The 19,295-nt window shown below is 60.7% G+C and carries 12 protein-coding genes; 5 read left to right on the forward strand and 7 right to left on the reverse strand.

The window, feature by feature from the left end:
• Window positions 1-170 precede the first annotated feature (170 nt).
• From A8V01_RS00550 to scpC, 5 genes are all read right to left on the reverse strand, one after another.
• Entirely contained in the window at window positions 171-1,439 is a 1,269-nt protein-coding gene (locus tag A8V01_RS00550) for an efflux RND transporter periplasmic adaptor subunit (protein WP_103094007.1), read from the reverse strand.
• On the reverse strand, window positions 1,436-1,816 hold the full coding sequence (locus tag A8V01_RS00555; RefSeq protein WP_103094008.1) for a hypothetical protein: 381 nt from the start codon (window positions 1,814-1,816) through the stop codon (window positions 1,436-1,438). Before A8V01_RS00555 ends, A8V01_RS00550 begins: the two co-directional genes overlap by 4 nt.
• Window positions 1,817-2,309: 493 nt before the next feature.
• The gene (locus tag A8V01_RS00560; protein ID WP_103094009.1) at window positions 2,310-2,933 is read right to left on the reverse strand and encodes a TetR/AcrR family transcriptional regulator; all 624 of its coding nucleotides are present in this window, start codon (window positions 2,931-2,933) and stop codon (window positions 2,310-2,312) included.
• Window positions 2,934-3,020: 87 nt separating this feature from the next.
• Window positions 3,021-3,653: a DUF4198 domain-containing protein gene (locus tag A8V01_RS00565; protein WP_103094010.1), complete on the reverse strand. Its 633-nt coding sequence runs from the start codon at window positions 3,651-3,653 to the stop codon at window positions 3,021-3,023.
• Window positions 3,654-3,927: 274 nt separating this feature from the next.
• The gene (scpC, locus tag A8V01_RS00570) at window positions 3,928-5,442 is read right to left on the reverse strand and encodes a succinyl-CoA:acetate CoA-transferase ScpC (protein ID WP_103094011.1); all 1,515 of its coding nucleotides are present in this window, start codon (window positions 5,440-5,442) and stop codon (window positions 3,928-3,930) included.
• A 126-nt stretch (window positions 5,443-5,568) separates the two neighbouring features.
• On the opposite strand from scpC, the gene A8V01_RS00575 reads away from it, so the two are divergent.
• On the forward strand, window positions 5,569-6,453 hold the full coding sequence (locus A8V01_RS00575) for a LysR family transcriptional regulator (RefSeq protein ID WP_170065788.1): 885 nt from the start codon (window positions 5,569-5,571) through the stop codon (window positions 6,451-6,453).
• A gap of 7 nt (window positions 6,454-6,460) precedes the next feature.
• On the opposite strand, the gene A8V01_RS00580 is transcribed toward A8V01_RS00575, so the two are convergent.
• Entirely contained in the window at window positions 6,461-7,798 is a 1,338-nt protein-coding gene (locus A8V01_RS00580) for an aromatic ring-hydroxylating oxygenase subunit alpha (RefSeq protein WP_103094012.1), read from the reverse strand.
• A 340-nt stretch (window positions 7,799-8,138) separates the two neighbouring features.
• On the opposite strand from A8V01_RS00580, the gene A8V01_RS00585 reads away from it, so the two are divergent.
• Genes A8V01_RS00585 through A8V01_RS00600 form a run of 4 tightly spaced genes read left to right on the forward strand, consistent with a single transcriptional unit; the run spans window position 8,139 to window position 17,749 of the window.
• A complete protein-coding gene (locus tag A8V01_RS00585) occupies window positions 8,139-13,169 on the forward strand; it encodes an Ig-like domain-containing protein (protein ID WP_103094013.1) in 5,031 nt (1,676 codons plus the stop codon).
• The gene (locus tag A8V01_RS00590) at window positions 13,166-14,440 is read left to right on the forward strand and encodes a TolC family protein (protein WP_245892177.1); all 1,275 of its coding nucleotides are present in this window, start codon (window positions 13,166-13,168) and stop codon (window positions 14,438-14,440) included. Before A8V01_RS00585 ends, A8V01_RS00590 begins: the two co-directional genes overlap by 4 nt.
• A gap of 20 nt (window positions 14,441-14,460) precedes the next feature.
• Window positions 14,461-16,569, forward strand: a complete 2,109-nt coding sequence (locus tag A8V01_RS00595; RefSeq protein ID WP_211294920.1) for a type I secretion system permease/ATPase — start codon at window positions 14,461-14,463, stop codon at window positions 16,567-16,569.
• The gene (locus A8V01_RS00600; RefSeq protein ID WP_103094016.1) at window positions 16,559-17,749 is read left to right on the forward strand and encodes a beta-barrel domain-containing protein; all 1,191 of its coding nucleotides are present in this window, start codon (window positions 16,559-16,561) and stop codon (window positions 17,747-17,749) included. Before A8V01_RS00595 ends, A8V01_RS00600 begins: the two co-directional genes overlap by 11 nt.
• 2 nt (window positions 17,750-17,751) lie before the next feature.
• Here the strand turns inward: A8V01_RS00600 and A8V01_RS00605 are convergent, their stop codons facing one another.
• Window positions 17,752-19,287, reverse strand: coding sequence for an MDR family MFS transporter (locus A8V01_RS00605; RefSeq protein ID WP_103094017.1), 1,536 nt, complete (start codon window positions 19,285-19,287; stop codon window positions 17,752-17,754).
• Between the last annotated feature and the right edge of the window lie 8 nt (window positions 19,288-19,295).

A 19,295-nucleotide genomic window follows, 5' to 3' on the forward strand; every position in this document is an offset into this window, starting at 1 on the left:
GGGTTCGTGTATCGGTGTTGTCTATGGGTGAGCGCGCGGGGGCGGGGGCTTCGACAAGCTCAGCCTGAGCGGGAAGCAGGAGGTTTACTTCACTCCTCGCTCACCCTGAACTTGTCGAAAGGGCAGGTACAGCCTGTCAAGGCCCCGTCAGTGCACGCCGCAGCGCCGGATCAGTTGAACGTCGCCTGCGCCGCAGCCGGTTCGGCCGGTGCCGGTGCCGTTTCGACCTTGCCGCGCTCGATCCTGCCCAGCTTCGGGGTAACCTTGGTGCCGGGGATCGCGGCCTGGTAGTTGGAAACCACCACCGTATCGCCAGCGCTCAGCCCGGAACGGATGACGCGCAGATCATTGACCAGCGGCCCGACTTCCACCGGCTTGGCGGCAACGGTGCCGTCCTTGCCGACGACCATCACCACCTTGCGGGTCTGGTCCGAACGCACGGCCGCGTCGGGAACCAGCGTCGCCTTGACGGTGCCGCCATTGGCAAGGCGCATGTTGCCGAACATGCCCGGCGTCAGGAAGCCGTCCTTGTTGTCCAGACTGGCGCGGATGCGGATAGTGCCGGAACTGGGGTTGAGGCCGTTGTCGGTGAAGTCCAGCTTACCCTTCCAGCGATAGTCCGCCTCATCCTGCAGACGCACTTCGACGTCGGAGGTCGCGCCTTGCGCCTTGTCGCGCTGGGCCTTGAGGAACAGCGATTCAGACGCGTCGAAGGTGAAATAGATCGGGCTTACCGCGTTGATCGTGGTCAGCAGCGTGGCGTTCGCCCCGGCATCGCCCGATACAAGGTTGCCCGCATCGACCCGGCGGTCCGAAACGCGGCCCGAAATGGGCGCACGCACGGTGGCGAACTCCACATCCAGACTGCGCGAACGCACCCGTGCCTGTGCCGCCGCAAGGGCCGCTTCGGCGGCGCGCACGCGCGAACGCAGGTTGTCGACTTCGCTGGCGGCCATAGCCTCGTCGCCGGTCAGGCCGGCCACACGGGCGTAATCCGAACGGGCAAGGGCAAGGGTGGCGCCGGCCGATGCCGCATCCGCCTGCGCTTCGGCAAGCGCGGCGCGGTAGGGCCGAGGGTCTACCACGAACAGCGCCTGTCCGGCCTGCACGTAGTCGCCGTCCTTGAACAGCACTTGCGTAACGGCGCCGGAAACGCGCGGACGTACTTCCACGCTCTTGCTGGGTGCGAAGCGGCCGACGTAGTCGTCCCACTCGGTCACGTCGCGCATCAGCGGATGGGCTACCTGCACCACGGCGGGCGCGGGCAGGGCGGCGGCGGGCTCTGCGCCGCCGATGAACTTCCAGCCAAGCCCGGCGACCGCGACGAGCGCCAGCGCGCCGATGGCGATCTGGGCACGACGCGAACCGGCACGCTGCTCGGTGGTCTGTTCACCGGAAGCGTATTCGGAAGGTATTTCGAGTTTGGTCGCGACTGTCACGCGGCGATACTCCGGAAAGGGGCGCGATTGCGCCCGATGGTGTCGATGACGGCGCCGATCTTGGCCTCGGAATAGCCCGCCTGCCGGGCCTCCTTCAGCGCCGAGACCGGCAGGGTGTAACCATGGTGCCAGGCGCGCACGGCAAGGCGGCGCAGCGCTTCGAGCTGTTCGTTCGCCAGCATCGCCGAAGGCGGCGTGGGGCCCAGTATCAGGCGCAGGAACCACCCGCGCTTGCGATGCGGCTTGAGCGATGCCAGCCCGTCGCCACGCGCAAGGGCGACAATGCGGCGCTCCATGGCGTCGAGCGTCTCGGCGGGCTGGGTCAGGGGGGTGGGCAGCGCCTGCAGCGCTGCATCGGAAAAGTCGATGAAGGCCATGTCCGTGCTCCTGCGTAAGAAGGGCGTGTCGGGTTGTGCCCCGGCGCACGCCCCGGGACAGGGGGGAAGGGCGCGCGCCGGGGCTGCTTCCGGCTCGGGGCAGCCGGAAGGGTGCGGGATAAGGCTCTCCCGTCGCCGGACACGCGTGTGGCCAGTCGTCGGCAGGAGCCGGATGAGTGTCATCGAGCCGCTTCCCTCATGGGACTGCAGCTGTCTGGCGGCCGGTCAGGACCGGTCGATTGGGGAGATGCCCGAGGCCGGGGGGGCGATTCGGGCGTTTTGTTTCTATACCAAGCGGTATATATTCAAGGTCGGTTCACGTCAAGCAGGTTTCTGTACCGCCCGGTAGATTAGGCCTTGCGGGCGGTTTTCAAGAGCATGAACGCCAGTTGAATGAATTTTTTTCGCAACTGCGAGATGTGAGAGGTTGCGTCGATTGGGCCCAATGCCCACCCGGACTGCCGAAGCGCCGGAAACTACGCGGTTTTTGCCGTCAGCGGCCCGGCCACATGGCAAGGAAGGTATCGACGCTGCCTTGCAGTTCTTCCGGCCTTGCACCGCCTTGCGCCTTGACCGAAAGGCCCTGCAGCACCGTGGTGAGGCATCCGGCCAGCTTGGTGGGACACACGCTTTCAGGCAGGTCGCCTTCGTCGCGGGCCTGTTCGAAGCGCTTGATGACGGCAGCCTCGGAAGACGCGCGGCGCTGGATCACGTCGGCGCGGATCGAGTCTGCTTCCGGCGTGCAGGCAACCGTGCTGATGACGCCAAGACAACCGTGCGGGTCGCTTTCGCCGCAGTGAGTCGCCAGCGCGCCCTTCAGCAGACGTTCCGCCACGCCACGTGCCGAAGGGGCCTCCAGAGCCTTGCCCATATAGGCCAGCTTGTCCCGTTCGTAGAGGTCCAGCGTCTTCTTGAAGAGCGCTTCCTTGTTGCCGAAACAGGCGTACAGGCTGGGCTTGGTGATGCCCATGGCTTCCGTCAGTTCGGCCATCGACGCGCCTTCGTAGCCGCGAGTCCAGAACACCCGAAGAGCGGCCGCAAGAGCCTCGTCAGGGTCGAATTCGCGGGGACGGCCCCGCGTTGACACGGAGCCCGCAGAAGGAGCGGAGCATTTCATACCGGGCGGTATATAGGTGCGGGGTCAGGCAGAGTCCAGATGTGACAAACGTGTCATCATATTTCCTGAAATCCCGCACCTTACGGCTTAGTCGATGGTGAACGTCGTGGTAGCGATACGGTGCAGGACGGCGACTTTCCCGAGGCTTGTTTCCGCGCCGCCTTCGTCCTTCTGGCTGGCCGTCAGGATGTAACGCCCCTTTTCGCGCACCGGCAGCGCAAACGTGCCTTGCGCATCCGTCTTGATCGACTTCGACCACTTGTCCGGCGTGATCACGGTAACGGCCGCGTCAGCCACGGGCTTGCCATCGCGCGAAAGGAGGAAGCGCGTGCCGCCTGCGGCAACGGGGGCGATTTCAAGCGGCATCACCGCACGCGCCTCGCTGCGACCGGCACGCGCGTAATAGGCGACGCCTTCCTTCTTGCCTTCCGCGCCCCAGGGCGTGAACACCGCGTCGTCATGCGCGCGAACGTCGCCTGCCGGGACCGCCACTTCGAGGTAACCGGCCTTGCGCGTCATTGCCGCGGAACTGGCGGGAAGCAGCTTGGGGGCCTTGAGGTTGCCGAATTCCGGGTCGCCGCCTTCGGGCAGGACTTCTGCGGGTTCCCCCAGATAGATCCGCGCCGGACCGTTGCCGTCGCGCTCGATCCACACTTCATGCGCCTGTGCCGCAGGAGCCGCCACGAGCAGCAGCAGCGGGGCAAATTTCTTGATGGCCATATCGATCTCCGTGACTGCCGCCGCACAAGGCTTGCGCCATGGGCATGGGCCATGATGGGCAAAGGAGGGCGGGCCGGAGCGTCACGACGGGACGTGAACCGACCGACTGTCAGCTTCACATCCACGCAGTCCGCACGGCATCCTCCACCAGTCCCGGTATCGATAATGCGAATGACACGCAACTATTTGTGGACATCATTCGCGATACCATGCGCCTTGGGGGCTACCGTCACCGATAGCCCCGTCAACAAGCGCCGCAGATCTCCTGCCAGGATCAGGCGGGAAGCATCGTCCCGGTATCGATGAAGCGCTGGTGCCAGGACAGCGCTTCGCTGGGCAGCGACGGCGCGTGACGGCCGTAGGCGCTGTGCAGCGCACGGTCGTAATAGTCACGCAGGGCATCGCGATACATCGGATGCGCGCAGTTTTCGATCACCAGTTCCGCACGCTTGCGCGGTGTCAGACCGCGCATGTCGGCAAGACCCTGCTCGGTCACCAGCACGGCGACGTCCTGCATGATGTGATCGACATGCGCCGCTTGCGGCACGATGGCCGAAATAGCGCCGCCTTTGGCCGTGGAAGGCGTCATGAAGATCGAGACATAGGCGTTGCGCGCAAAGTCACCCGATCCGCCGATGCCGTTCTGGATGCGGCTGCCCATCACGCACGTCGAATTGACGTTGCCGTAGATGTCCGCCTCGATCAGCCCGTTCATGGCGATGCAACCCAGTCGCCGGATCAGTTCGGGGTGGTTCGAGATTTCCTGCGGCCGCAGGATCATCCGGCTGCGATAACGCTCCATCTCGGCATTGATGCGCTCGGCCGCCTCGGGGCTAAGCGAGAAGGCCGTAGCGGACGCCATGCGCAGCTTGCCCGCATCGATCAGGTCGAGCATGCCGTCCTGGATGACCTCGGTATAGGCGGTCAGGTCATCGAACGGACCCTTCACCAGTCCGGTCAGCACGGCGTTGGCAATGTTGCCCACGCCCGACTGGATCGGCAGCAGCGAAGCAGGCAGGCGGCCCCTGGCAACTTCGTGGCTGAGGAATTCGATGATGTGATCGGCGATCTTCAGCGCGTTGGCATCGGGCGCGGTGAACGGCAGGTTGCGATCCGGCGCGTCAGTTTCAACGATCGCCACGATCTTGGCAGGATCGCACTGGAGCGTGGCCTGCCCGATGCGATCATCGGGGCGGACCAGCGGGATCGGCACGCGGCTCGGCGGAAGCGCCGTGCCGTAATAGATGTCGTGCATCCCTTCCAGCGCCGGGTTCTGCCACGAATTGACTTCAAGGATCACCGCGTCGGCACGGTCCAGCCAGGTCTTGTTGTTGCCCACCGACGAGGAGGGCACGAGCGAACCATCGGGCCGGATCGCGGTTACTTCGACGACCGCCACGTCAAGCGGGCCAAGGAACCCCTGCCAGGCCATCGGCGCGACCTGCGACAAGTGCATGTCGAGGTAATCCATCTCGCCCTTGTTAATGCGTTCGCGGGCGATCGGATCGGAATTGTAGGGCAGGCGCAGTTCGATGCCATCGGCCTTGGCCAGCGCACCGTCGAGTTCCGGCCCCGTCGAGGCGCCCGTCCAGACCTTCACCCGCATCGGACGGCCGGCGGCGTGCTCGGCCTCGATGCGGTCGGCCAGCGCCAGCGGCACGGCCTTGGGATAGCCCGAACCGGTAAAGCCGCTCATGCCCACGGTCTGTCCGTTGCGAATGAGTGCTGCAGCGTCCGCTGCGGACATGACCTTGGAACGCAGGTCGGCGCGGGCGATACGATCTGTCATGGGATTGCCTCTCAATCTGTAGCCGTATGGCTGTTGGCCTTCTCGGGGCCGCAGCCCCCAATCGATCCGTGCGCACGTGAAGACAATATCTCAAATAAGCACATCACTTGTGCTAAATGCGTTCAGATGAGTGACCTGATCCGATCCCTGAGACTGTTCGTGCGCCTGAATGAAGAGGGCAGCTTTTCCGCGCTCGGCCGCCGTCAGAACCTGAGCCATACCACGATTGCGCGGGCGATCAGAGACATTGAGCAGCATTTCGATGTGCGCCTGTTCCAGCGCACCACGCGCAGTCAGGCTCTGACTGCGGACGGAGAGCGGCTGCTGGAACATGCCGTCGCGATACTCGATCAGGTCGGCATGGCCGAAGCGGACCTTGCCGGGACAGTCGCCGCGCGCGGTCTGGTTCGCGTGGGTGTGACGACGGCTCTGGGGCTTCATTATGCGGGCAGGCTTTCGGCCATGGCAGAGCATCATCCCGAACTCATGGTCGAATGGCTGGTAGCCGACTGGCGCGATGCGGCCGACCACGGCGGGCTGGACTTGTGGCTTTGGGTAGGATCGCGGGAGAATGGAAACGACGCCGATGGTCAGGCAAGTTCGCTGCTTGGCGAACTGCCGCGCATACTGGTGGCCGCGCCGGATTACCTTGATCGGCACGGCATGCCCCGATCAGTCGATGATCTGACGCGGCATCAATGTCTTACATATGGATATGCCGCAAGACCGGCGCCATGGCCGATCGACGGGCGCAAGCTGGAAGTGTCCGGCTTCCTGCGCGCCAACAGCAGTGAAGCCGTGCTGCGTGCAACACGCGGCGGGTTGGGCATAGGGCTGCTGCCGCGCATCCAGGTGGAGGAAGACCTTGCCCGCGGGCAGGTCGTGCCGGTCCTGCCGGATGCAGACATTCCCTCGATCCCGGTAATGCTGGCCAATGGCTTTCGCGGCATGCGCATGCCGATGCGGGCCCGTGTGGTGCTGGAATTCCTTGAAAGCGAGTTTCCGGCCTGAAGCCTTCTCAGCGCCTTCCTTCCAGATAGTCGTTGAGCACTTCATGAAAGAAGCGCACCCGCGTTTCCTGGCCTGCCAGATAGGCGTCGGTGTATCCGCGTGAATGCATGCCCTTTTGCTGCCCTTCGGCAAGCAGCATGTCCTGATAGACGATCTGGTCCCTGATTTCGGGTACGCCCCGGCCGTTATCGAAGGCACGGTGCTGGAATTCGGCCTCTCGCAAGGGCTGGGGGCCGGCCATTATCGATTCCACCATCGTCTGTCCTTCGACCGGGAACGCCATGCACCACAGATCGAAGGTGCACTTGTTCGGATCGGTCGGGTGCGGCTCGGTGCGGAAAAAGATCAGGTTGTCCGGCAGGAAGCTGATCGTGACGTTAGGGAAGAAGACGGTGTGCGGGCTGTCGGTGATTTCCTCGTCGTCCATGTGCTCGTAATGGACGTATCCGCGTTCTCTCCACAGGCGCTTCTTGGCGGCTTTCAGGTCCAGCCAGCCCTGCATCGCCCGTGTTTCGTAATCGGGGTAGGCGGCAGGGTCGATGCCCCAGGCCGCAAGGATCATGTCAAAGGGATGCTTCACGCCTTCAGGCAGGCGGTCGGACAGGGAAGGGCGCATAGGCTGCACGGTGCGGCCATGTCCGTTGGGCCACATCTCGTGCCGGGCCGTGTCCACGTCCTGATCGATCCATGGCGGCACCTGGGGATGCGCGGTGCGCGTGTGATAGCTCTCCGAAAAGTTGTCGGTCGCGAATTTCCAGTTGGTTTCCAGGTCGATCTTCATCCAGAACACACGAACAGCAGTGTCCATGGGGTAATTCTTGTAAAGGTCGGGCATCGGTGCCAGAAATTCCAGAAGTTCCGGCGCCTCGTCGTCCATGGTGTACCACACGAATCCGCCCCACGTTGCGCAGCGCAATTCTTTCAGTTTCAGCTTGCCACACGGGTTGCCTTGCGGAAAATCCTCCGGGTCTTGCGCATAGTTCAGCACACCATCCTTGCCCCATACCCAGCCATGATACGGGCACTGGAATGTGTTTTGTGAACTCCCCTCCCAAACCAGCCTCATCCCCCGGTGGCGGCAGGAATTGTAGAACGCCCTGATCGAACCATCGTCCTGCCTGACGCAGAATACGGATTCGTTCATGAAATCATGAACCACGTAGTCGCCAGCCTCCTCCAACTCAGCCGTGCGCCCGGCAACGTGCCAGATCCGCGTCCACATGTGATCCCACTCAAGCCGCATGAACTCGGTCGATGTGTATCGGTCTCCGGTGATCGGATCGCCTCTGAGATTGCCCGCGTTCCGGCCATCAATCATCAGCGCATCTATATCCTGTCGTCCCATGACTGCTCCTTCTCGAAACCTCTGCCGGGCTCGTTTGATCAGGGGCAGGATATCAAGGGTGGCTTGGCAGGGCGTCCTGACAAAACGGTCAGGCAGGCACGGCGTTTAAGAGTCAAAGTCACCCATAGAGACGATAATGTTACTTATGTAAAATATTGGCTGGGGAGATGCGTCCGATTCAGACCTTTGAGCGCGCCGGGAAATAATCCTCATGGCGCAGAAGCATTTGATCTGCATCCGATCTTCTCGAAAACGGACGGAACGATAATTGGCAAATGCTGGCGCCTTCTTATCCCGTTGACGTCCGAAGAAGCAGCAAGCTCTTCGCGGGAGATGCCCAATGACCGTCGAGGCCAAGATCGCTTCGGACATGTCCGCCGTCCATTCCGCGCCTGTCCAGATCGTGCAGAATTCCGTATCCGTGACACCTGGCAGCAGCGTGGCTCTCAATGTTCAGCCTGAGGCCGTTTCCGGTTACGCACGCGAAGGTTCCGACCTCGTTGTTCACCTGAAAACGGGCGAAACCCTGCGGGTCAGTAATTTCTACGCCGATCCTTCCAAACTTTCGCATCTCATGCTGGTCGAGGAAGATCATCTCGTTGCTGTCGATGTCGCGCAAGTAAGTGGCGGCGCTCTCGCCACTCCGGCTTATGCACCGATAGATGCGATGGCGGGCTTCACCACGCCGGCAGCAGCGTCCGCCGCCGGTGCAGCAGCAGGTGCTGCAGGCGGTGGTTTGGGCATGGGTGTTATTGCTCCTCTCGCCGTACTTGGCGGTGGCGGCCTCGTCGCTGCTGCTGCAAGTGGCGGTGGAGGCGACAGTGATGATACTCCCTCGGACAATACTCCCCCTGCAGCTCCAACAGATCTGACTGTGTCTGCGGCCGGTGATCGCCTGACAGGCCGTGCAGAAGCTGGTGCAACTGTTCTCATCGATACGGATGGCAATGGGATTGCGAATTATACCGTCACTGCCGCGGCTGACGGCCTATTTACCGTTATTCTCAATCCGGCACTTGTTAACGCGCAGACGATCAGCGTTACTGCACGCGATGCGGCAGGCAACAACGGGCCTGCAGCTACGGTGACCGCACCCGATTATACCGCACCGCAACCCGCCACCGAAATCAGCGTCGCCGAAGATGGATCCAGCATCAGTGGCACGGGAGAGCCGGGAGCAACCGTTTTGATCGACGTCGATCAGGATGGCGAAGCCGATTACACAACGACCATCGGCACCAATGGAAGGTTCTTCTTACGCTTTGCAGTTCGGATCACCAACGGCGAGCCAATCGACGTCACGATCATCGACGACGCCGACAACGAAAGCACCATCGTTACGGTCCAGGCGCCCGATCATACTCCACCTCCGGCAACCGCTCCCACGATCGATGCCACAAACGGCACTATCATTGAGGGCACCGCAGCAAGCGGCGTCGCGGTAGTTATCACTGGTGCAGACGGCGTCATCATCGGGCAGGCCGCTATAGAACAGGATGGATCCTGGTCGTTCACGCCATCGTCCCCATTAGCGAACGGCGTCATCATAACGGCCAATGCGATCAATGATGAAGGGCAAGCGGGTCCTGCAGCCACCGTCACGGTGGATGCCGTGGCGCCCGATGCGCCCGTAATCTCACAAAGCAACGGAACGCAAATCAGCGGCATGGCTGAAGCTGGCGCGGTCATCATTCTCACCGACGGCAACGGCAACCCGATAGGCCAAACCACCGCTAACGCGAACGGCATATGGAGCTTCACACCGGGAAACTCGCTCCAGAATGGCACCGTGATCAATGCCATTGCACGGGACGCGGCAGGGAACACTAGCGGTCAGGTCAGTACCACGGTGGATTCCATCGCGCCTCCTGCACCAGTCCTGACCCCGCCCAATGCCGTAACCGTGGCGGGTACTGCTGAAGCCAACGCAACAATTCTGATTTCCGACGGCAACGGCAATCCCATCGGGCAAGCAATCGCAGATGCCAACGGCAACTGGACCTTCAACGCGTCGCCGCCACTGGCAAATGGCACCATCGTTCGAGTGGTTGCGATGGACGGCGCAGGAAATCTCGGGCCTTTTGCCGGAGCCACGGTCGATGCAATTGCGCCGGCGACACCCAATGTAGCCCCGTCACAGGGCACCGTCATCAGCGGCACTGCCGAGGCAGGCGCCACCATCCTTCTCACGGACGGAAACGGTAATCCGTTAGGCCAGACAACCGTGAATGGCGACGGAACCTGGAATTTCACTCCATTAAACCCTCTGGCTAACGGCACGACCGTCAACGCCGTCGCTCGTGATGCTGCTGCAAACGTCAGTCCAATAAGGACCATCATCACCGATTCCGTCGCTCCCGCCACTCCCACTATTTCCCCTAGCAACGGGACAGAGGTAAGCGGAACAGCGGAATCGGGCTCCACAATCACGCTCGTCGACGGAAACGGTAACTTCGTAGGGCAGGCTGTCGCAGACGCGGACGGAGGCTGGAGCTTCATGCCGCCCACCCCGCTCCCGAACGGCTCTGTGGTTAATGCCACCGCGCAGGATGCTGCCGGCAACGTCAGTGGCCCAGCAAGTACCACGGTGGATACTGTGTCTCCGGATGAGCCGGTGATTAACCCGACCGGTGGAGCCCAAGTGACAGGCACGGCGGAAGCCGGCACCCTGTTGCTGCTCGTCGATGGCGATGGGAACGCGATCGGCCAGACGATAGTGGATGCCAATGGTGCCTGGACATTCACACCCGATGCCCCCCTCCCCGACGGAACCGTCGTCAACGCGACGGCGCAAGATGCCGCAGGCAACATCAGCTCGCAGGCAAGTGCAACGGTAGACGCTTCGTCCCCCGCGGATCCGACGATAGATCCAACCAACGGATCAGTTGTGACCGGCACCGCCGAACCCAACTCGACCGTCGTTTTGATGGATGGGACGGGAAGTTCTTTCGCCTCGTTCTCCCCAATGGGTAGAAATGGCGCAACTTCAACATTCGCCGCGACAACGATAGTGCCCGATTATGGCTTACCGCTCGGTCAAGTCACCACGGATGGGCAAGGCAACTGGACGTTTACTCCAGTTGTTCCTCTACCTGATGGCACCGTAGTCATCGCTGTTTCAGTAGACGCGGCCGGTAACGTCAGTGGTCCGGTAGACACCATCGTGGATGGTATTGCTCCTGATGCACCGACAATAGATCCGACTACAGGGTTGCTGCTTCAGGGGCTGGCCGATCCGGGTGTCACCATCAGACTATCCGATGGGCAAGGCAATCCAATCGGCGAAACCACTGCGGATGATGATGGCGCCTGGAGCTTTATCCCTGCCATCAGTCTGCCCAATGACACAGTCGTCATCGCCGTCGCGGTGGACGAGGCCGGCAACATCAGCCTTCCAGCCAGCACCGCCGTAGACACGGTGGCACCGCCGGCACCGGTCGTCGCCGCCAGCAACGGCAACGTGATCACCGGCAACGGAGAGCCGGGTACGATCATCATGATCTCGGATGCGTTAGGCGTTCCCTTGGGAGAGGCCACTGTCGACGCGAACGGCCACTGGACATTTACACCGGCCTCCCCTCTTCCGGACTCCACCATTGTCGAAGCGGTCGCAGTAGACGCGGCAGGCAATACCAGCACGATGGCCTTCATCACGATTGATGCCATTGCACCCGACAGCCCGATCCTTTCGCTCGTGTCCGAAGGGGAAGTGCTGATGGTGGCGGCTGAGCCAGGTAGCGTGGTTCGGATCGTAGTTAACGGAGATGCCGCAAATCCCTTCTTGGTTAACATTGATAGCAACGGCAGCGGCAGCCTCTCCCTACTAGCGCCGCTCATCGGCAGCGAGACCGTAACGGCTATCACAATCGACGCTGCGGGCAATCAAAGCGGTCCAACTGTTTTTGTTGTACCCGACATCGTGCCGCCGACGATAATCGTCGTCGAAGCGGAAGATGGCTTCGTAAATGCCGCCGAGGCTGCGAATGGTGTTCAGGTCGACATCGCCATCCGGCCCACCATGCAAGAAGGTCAGACGATTACCGTCGTTCTCGATGGCGCAAATGGTTATCAGGCAACCGAATCGCATGTGCTTTCCGCAGCCGACCTACTTTCCCAATCGCTCATCATGACAGTCGCACCCAGCGGGAATTTCCCCGACGGCGCTGCCCAGATAACCGCCCGGATTGATGGAGGTGCGGCATCAATCCCTGTTGAGTTTCTTGTAGACAAGACACCCCCTGCGACACCGCTTCTATCCCTCGTCGCCAATGCTTTGACAATCTCTGCAGAGCCAAACTCCGAACTCACTATCATCGCCAATATCGGGGGGCTTGAGACGGAAACCGTTGTAACCGTCAATAACAGCGGTCTGGCATCACTCAATCTGCTGACCGATCTAGGCGTGCGGCTGGATTGGACACAGCTGCTGGAAACACAGATATCAGTGGTGAGCGCAGACGCCGCGGGCAACACAAGCAGCGTGGCGACGGTAGCCTTGGCGCCCACTGTGGAAACGCCCGTAACCATCGGCAACCTCGGACTGGATGTCAGCCTTAATCCACTGAGCCCCCGATTTGGTGTGAGTGGTAATACCGAGCCCAACTCTTCGGTGGTGGTGCAGGTGACAACGCCCGCGCTGAATGTTGAATTGCTGCCATTGATTGCGGATGGCAGCGGCAACTTCAGCCTCAATCTTCTCAGCCCCACGATACTGAACCAATTGGGTTTGAGCATCACCGATGTCCTCAATCTGGGCTCGGAGATATCCCTCGGATTAGTTGCCACCGACGGGCAAGGTAACGAAAGTGCCACCTATGGCTTGTCGCTCAGCCCCAACGGCCTGTCCCTTGCCATTGGCCAGATAGATGTGAACGGCACGTTGTCGGACGACATCATGTCCGGGGCAACGGGTGCGGAACATATCAACGGCAACAGCGGGAACGACTTTATTCAGAACGTAAGCGTGGGCGATCATGTTCTGGCCGGGCTGGGCAATGACACCATCCAGGTCACCGCTCCGAATTTTTCCACGGTCGACGGTGGTAGTGGCTTTGATACCGTGCTGCTTGGAAATGGCATAAACCTTGACTACGGTGCAAACGGCGTAGGCACGTTCGCCAATATCGAGAGAGTTGACCTTGGAACTGGTGGAAGCGGCAGCGTTCTTACTTTAACTTCGGCAGAAGTTTCAGCAATCACCGACGCTGGAAATACCTTGCAGATTACAGGTGATTCCAACGACGTCCTGCACATCACAGGTGCCGTAAATACGGGATCATCTCAGACCCTCGAAGGTATTGCGTACAACGTCTACGCCTTCGGTATCAATACCGTGCTGGTAGAGGAAAACACCGTTCAGGTCATCGTGTGAACACGGCCTGGTATCGCCATGTTCGCCTGTGCCTGGCGTTCGGCGCGATCGTCCTTTCACTAACCTCCCTCAGTTCATCATCCAGCGCCGCAATGACGGTAGAGGAGGCGGTTTTGATTGCCATTGCACGGCACCCTACCCTTGCCGCCGCAACGTCGGAAGTCAAAGCGGCGCATACCGAAGTGAAGGCAGCTCGCTCAGGTTATCTCCCCTCCTTCTCCGCATCAGGAGGACCGCAGGAAACCTCACCCGATGAATGGGCTTATGAAGTGACTGCTGCGCAAATGATTTATGACTGGGGATTAACCCGCAACAAGGTAGACGGCGCCCGAGCGTCCGAACGGCAACGCCGCGCCGAATGGTTCATCGCCCGCGACGATGCGGCAAGTGACGTCATCGAAACCTATCTTGATGTACTGCTGGCCCAATCGCAGACGGAAATCGATCTTGCGCAAATAGCAACGCTCGAAGACCTCGTTCACATGACGGGAGAGCGGGCAGATAGTGGTTACGCCGATCGGAGCGAGCCTGAACGCGCCGAACTCGAACTGGCACGTGCACGGCAGAGGCTTGCCAGCGACGAAGGCCAAGCTGCTGATGCTGCAGCCCAATACGAAACGTTGGTGGGTACGCGCCCTGACAATCTACAACAGCCTGCACCACTATCAATGTCCCAACGGATCAAGGGCCAGGACATTGATGCCTTGATAGATGAAGCGCCCCTTTATCGTAAGGCGCTGGAAGATACCCGGTCCGCGCGAGCACAGTTCGGAGAAGCCCGCGCAGGCATACTTCCGCGGCTAAATCTGGAAGCAACCGCGCTCAGCCGCGAAATTGGCGGGCGAATGGAAAGCGACGCAGTAGTGGCTGTGCGGCTGCGAATGTCGCCCATGCAAGGGCTTTCCGCATTCCATCGCATCGATGCCGCACAGCAGAAGGTGAACGCCGCACAATGGACGGAAGCGGCAACACGCAGGGATATCTCACGCCAGTTGCGCAACCTGATTGTTACCTCAACAGCTCTGGAAGATCAGGCTCTGGCCTTGCGCAATCAGGTCTCCGGCGCCGGCGAATTGAGTGACGTCTATCGAGAGCAATTTGCAGTCGGGCGCCGTGATATCGTCGACCTCGTAACGATCCAGCGCGAGCATTTCGATGCACGCCGAGCGCTTAATGAAATTACGTTGCAGTCTATCCGGATTCAATATCGGATAGCGGCAAGCCTGGGAAAACTATCTGAGCTTCTCCCGCTCCCCGAGGAGGACCTCTGATGGCGGCCCACCAGGACCCCTTGCGCGAGGGGCTGGTGCTTCTGGCTGCGATGCTCGGGCGTCACGCAAGTGTGTCCGGACTGGGCGACGGCATGCCGCTGGTCGACGGCACGCTTACACTAGACATGGTGCCAAGGGCCATGCGTCGCCTTGATATAGTGGCGCAGGTCAGACGATGCGATCTGGACGTACCGCATTACCTGTTACCTGCCCTGCTGCTTCTGAAGGACGGAGACAGCGTGATCCTCTCCGCCATCGAAGACGATAGCGCGATCTTACGGTTGCCCAAGGCAGATGGCGGCCTGCAACGTATGTCACTGGCAGAATTGTCGACATTGCATTCCGGCATGGCCGTCTTCGCCAAGTCTCATTTCAAGACTGACGCACGTGCAGGCGCCTTGGCCTCCACCGATGGCAAACACTGGTTCTTCAGTGCCCTTCGCCGTTATCGCAGTGGGTATCTCGAAGTAGCGCTTGGCGCCATGATGGCAAACCTGCTGGCCATCGGCACCGCGCTCTTTGCCATGCAAGTCTACGACCGTGTCGTGCCCAATTCGGCCTACGATACCTTATGGGTGCTGGCCAGCGGCGTTATCCTTGCGATCGTGTTCGAAGCAGTGCTGCGGCACATGCGCGGGCATTTGCTTAATGCGATGGGCAAGAGCCTTGACCTGACGCTTTCGACTCAACTGTTCGCGCGTGTGCTGGAGACACGCTTGTCCGCCCGCCCGGCGTCACTTGGCGCCTTCACGAGCCAGATTCGCGAATTCGAAGGAGTCCGTGAATTTTTCACGTCCTCTAGCGCGGCTATCGCGAGTGATCTGCCGTTTACATTAATATTTCTTGCGATCATTGCGCTGATCGGTGGACCGGTAGTGGCTGTGCCGATCGCTTCGATCATACTGATGATTTTGCCGGGTCTACTCATGCAGAGGAGCCTAGCCGATCTTTCCCGCCAGACGCTGCGCGAAGGGGCAATCAAGAACAGCGTTCTTATCGAAGCAGTGGAAAACATCGAAACTATAAAAACCGGGCGCGGCGAAGGGCGTGCGCTGCAAATGTGGGAGTCTTTGTCCGCCAAACTTGCCGAAACGGCACGCCGCAGCCACTCCTTGTCCAGCGCCCTGACGTATGGCGCCGCTATGGTACAGCAGCTGTGTTACGTTGGGGTTGTCGCCTTCGGGGTCTATCGGATTGGCGAAGGCGCGATGACGGTAGGCGCACTGGTGGCATGTTCGTTGCTCGCAGCACGGGCAGTCGCGCCTATATCGCAAGCAACCGGAGTATTGGCTCGCTGGCAACATATCCGCGTGGCCCTTGAAGGGCTGGACCAGTTGATGAGCGCTGCTGTAGAACGACCTGAAAACCGGGTTTTCGCACGCGCTGAGCGGCTTCGCGGCAGTTTCGCTCTGACCGATGTCCAAGTGCGCTACGGTGACGGGCCTCCGGTGGTGAACATCGCTGCACTGTCCATCGAAGCCGGAGAGAAACTGGCTATTCTTGGCGGCAATGGGGCAGGCAAATCAACGCTATTGCGGGTGCTGTCCGGGCTGGGTGACGCAACAGCCGGTGCCGTGATGGTCGATGGTATGAATCTTTCCCAGATAGACCCCTCCGATCGCCGTTCCGCCATAGGGTTCGTGCCACAGGATGTTGCGCTTATACACGGCTCCCTGCGTGATAACCTGAACCTGGAAGGGCGAGCTATATCCGACGCGGAAATGCTTGGCGCGCTTGACGACGTGGGCCTTGGCCGGTTCGTTCGCGCCAACCCGCTGGGCCTTGACATGCCGCTGGTCAGTAGCCGGAGCCTTTCGGGAGGACAACGGCAGGCGGTCGCCCTTGCCAGAGTGATTCTGCAGGACCCCCAGATCCTCATCATGGACGAACCGACAGCCTTTTTCGATCAGGCAGCAGAGGACCATGTCGTGGCGCGCCTCAAGGCCTGGCTGGGCGAACGAACACTGGTGGTTACCACACACAAGCGCTCGATGCTGGCTCTCGTCCAGCGCATCGTGGTCTTGCGCGATGGCAGCGTTATTATGGACGGGCCGGTCGAAGGCATTGTTTCCGGTAATGAGGTCAAGGCGCCTGAACGCGCAACGGCAGGAGCGGCGCATGGCGGTTGAAGGCATTTCGGCGCGCATGCTGCATCGCGAACTTGATGATCCATTTCGTACCGGACTGCATCCAACGTATCGGCCCCTGTTATGGGCAGTGATGGCCTGCATAGTGATCACAATCCTCTGGGCCGGATTTGCCCGCATCGACGAAGTCACGCGTGGTGAAGGACGGGTCGTGCCTGTGAGCAGAATGCAGAAAATACAAAGCCTTGAGGGCGGAATATTAGATGAATTGCTTGTTCGCGAGGGAGACATGGTGGCGCGCGGGCAAGCCCTTGTCAGGCTGGACCCGACCCACTTTCGCACATCCTACGAAGAATCTTCCAATCAGGCGAGTGTCCTGAAAGCCGCAATCGCGCGCCTGCAGGCCGAAGTTCTTGGCAAGGCAACCATCGACTTCCCCCCCGAGATTGCGTCAGACAGTGCAGTAGCCCGCTCCGAACGCGAACTTTTCGTGTCGCGTCGCAGCAAACTGGATCAGGGGCGGCGCACGCTTCGGCAACAAATCGGCATCGCTCAAGGGCAACTCGCCATTGTGCAGCCGCTTACTGCGCGCAAAGTTGTGAGCGAGATGGAAGTGCTCAAGCTCCAGCAGGAAATTGCCACATACACCGGCAAGCTGGTCGAGCTTGAAAATACGTATGCTCAGGAAGCCTACACCGAACTTGCGAACAAGCAGGCCGAACTGAGTGCCGTCAGCCCTATCGTGCAGCAGCGTGGTGACCAGCTGCGACGGACCGAAATCCGTTCGCCGGTGCGCGGGCGTGTAAACACGGTGCTCATCAACACCCGTGGCGGCGTGGTGCAGCCGGGCGAGCCGATCATGGAGGTGACGCCTATGGAGGATCGCTTGCTGATAGAAGCGCGCGTCCGCCCACGTGATGTGGCGTTTCTGGTTCCCGGAATGCCGGCGAAGGTCAAGATTACAGCCTATGATTATACCATCTACGGCGACCTCAATGGCAGGGTAGAGCGGATCAGCGCTGACACGATCGAAGAGGAGACGGTACGCGGCAAGGAAGCCTACTATCAGGTTTTCGTCCGTACCGATGGCGCCCATCTGATGCGCGACGGAAAGCCGTTACCGATCATCCCCGGCATGGTGGCAGAGGTCGACATCCTGAACGGAAAACGCAGCGTTCTCAATTACCTGTTACGCCCTCTTCTCAAGGCGCGTCTACATTGATTTCAGGCAGCGGAACGCTGCTGCCGCTCAGAGTTCTCTTCAGATTCGCCGTGCCCACTAATCTCAGCCCCTGCGTCCTTTGCGAAACGCAAATTCCAGATGGTAGCCGTAAGCGAAATGGCCGTAACAACCCAGAATGCAACTGAGAAGTCGTGCAAAGTCGGCGCGGCATCCCCGCTCGCCAGCATGGCAAGGTGAAGCGCCATCGCCGCAACGCAGATGCCCAAGGACAGCATGAGTTGCTGAAAGGTGGAATAGAACGCCGTCGCGCTGCTCATCTGGCGCTTGTCCACTCCCGCATAAGCAATCGTATTGTAGGCGGTGAACTGGAACGACATGAAGAAGCCGCACAGGACCAACACCACGAACATCGCCCAGGTTGGCCAAGTTGGTCCGAAAAATCCGCAGATAGCATAGCCGACCGTTGCTATTATACCGTTGCAGATCAGCGATCGGCGAAAGCCGAAGCGGCGCAGCACGCGCGGCGCGAAGCTTTTCATTGCCAGTGAACCGATGGCCGTGGCGACCGTGATCGTGCCGCTTTTCGCAGCAGTGAAGCCCAGCCCCACTTGCATCATCAACGGCAGCAGGAACGGCTGCGCACCCTGGGTGATGCGGGTGATCGACCCGGCGATTACCGAAAGCCGGAACGTAGGATCTCGCAGCAATGCAAGGTCAAGGATCGCCCCTTTGCGATTGCGGGCGTGGCGCACGTAGAAATACCCCGCAACCAGACCAACCGCCACGAGCACGGCGGCCATGGCGCCCTCCCCCGGACGGCTTACCATTTCGAACCCGAACAAGAGGCATCCCAGCGAAAGACCGCTCAGGACAAAGCCCACAGTATCGAAGCGTCCGGGATCGTCTTCCCGAATGTTTGCGATGTAACGGCCCACCAGCCAGAAGCCGAGCGCTCCCATCGGCAGGTTGATGTAGAATATCCAGCGCCAGTCCAGATATGTGACGATAAAGCCACCCAGCGGCGGCCCCAAAATTGGCCCGATCAAGGCTGGAACAAGCAGCCAGGACATCGCATTGACCATGTCGCGCTTGGCGACGGAGCGAAGCAGCACGAGCCGTCCTACGGGGATCATCATGGCTCCGCCGATCCCCTGGACAAAGCGCGATACAACGATCATTTCCAGCGAAACCGATTGCCCGCAGGCCAGGCTGCCCAGCACGAAGAGCAGGATCGCACCACGAAATACGGTGCGCGACCCGAAGCGATCCGCCAGCGAACCCGACGCGGGAATGAAGATCGCAAGCGCCAGCAGATAGGACGTCAGCGCAACGCTCATTTCCTGCGGTCGCACTGCGAAATCACGCGCCATCGTCGGCAGCGCCGTGGCCAGCACCGTTGCATCGACGAATTCCATGAACAGTGCGGAGGCTATAATGAGGGCGATAAAGCGGTAATTCGCACCCGTCTCCGGCGGCCCCTCATCCCGTGTTCTGGCCAGAGCATTGGCAGCGGGAACGATACCGTCACGCACTTCGGCATTGACCGATGCGATACCGCGCCGCCGCGGCCTCAGCATGGGACCAG

Origin of the sequence: Novosphingobium guangzhouense (assembly GCF_002896965.1) — a bacterium.
GTDB classification, from domain to species: Bacteria; Pseudomonadota; Alphaproteobacteria; order Sphingomonadales; family Sphingomonadaceae; genus Novosphingobium; species Novosphingobium guangzhouense.

Bases quoted from the DNA above. Each gene is read 5' to 3' on its own strand.
- A8V01_RS00555 (WP_103094008.1), bottom strand. From the start codon at position 1,816: ATGGCCTTCATCGACTTTTCCGATGCAGCGCTGCAGGCGCTGCCCACC.
- A8V01_RS00560 (WP_103094009.1), bottom strand. From the start codon at position 2,933: ATGAAATGCTCCGCTCCTTCTGCGGGCTCCGTGTCAACGCGGGGCCGT.
- A8V01_RS00565 (WP_103094010.1), bottom strand. From the start codon at position 3,653: ATGGCCATCAAGAAATTTGCCCCGCTGCTGCTGCTCGTGGCGGCTCCT.
- scpC (WP_103094011.1), bottom strand. From the start codon at position 5,442: ATGACAGATCGTATCGCCCGCGCCGACCTGCGTTCCAAGGTCATGTCC.
- A8V01_RS00575 (WP_170065788.1), top strand. From the start codon at position 5,569: ATGAGTGACCTGATCCGATCCCTGAGACTGTTCGTGCGCCTGAATGAA.
- A8V01_RS00580 (WP_103094012.1), bottom strand. From the start codon at position 7,798: ATGGGACGACAGGATATAGATGCGCTGATGATTGATGGCCGGAACGCG.
- A8V01_RS00585 (WP_103094013.1), top strand. From the start codon at position 8,139: ATGACCGTCGAGGCCAAGATCGCTTCGGACATGTCCGCCGTCCATTCC.
- A8V01_RS00600 (WP_103094016.1), top strand. From the start codon at position 16,559: ATGGCGGTTGAAGGCATTTCGGCGCGCATGCTGCATCGCGAACTTGAT.
- A8V01_RS00605 (WP_103094017.1), bottom strand. From the start codon at position 19,287: ATGCTGAGGCCGCGGCGGCGCGGTATCGCATCGGTCAATGCCGAAGTG.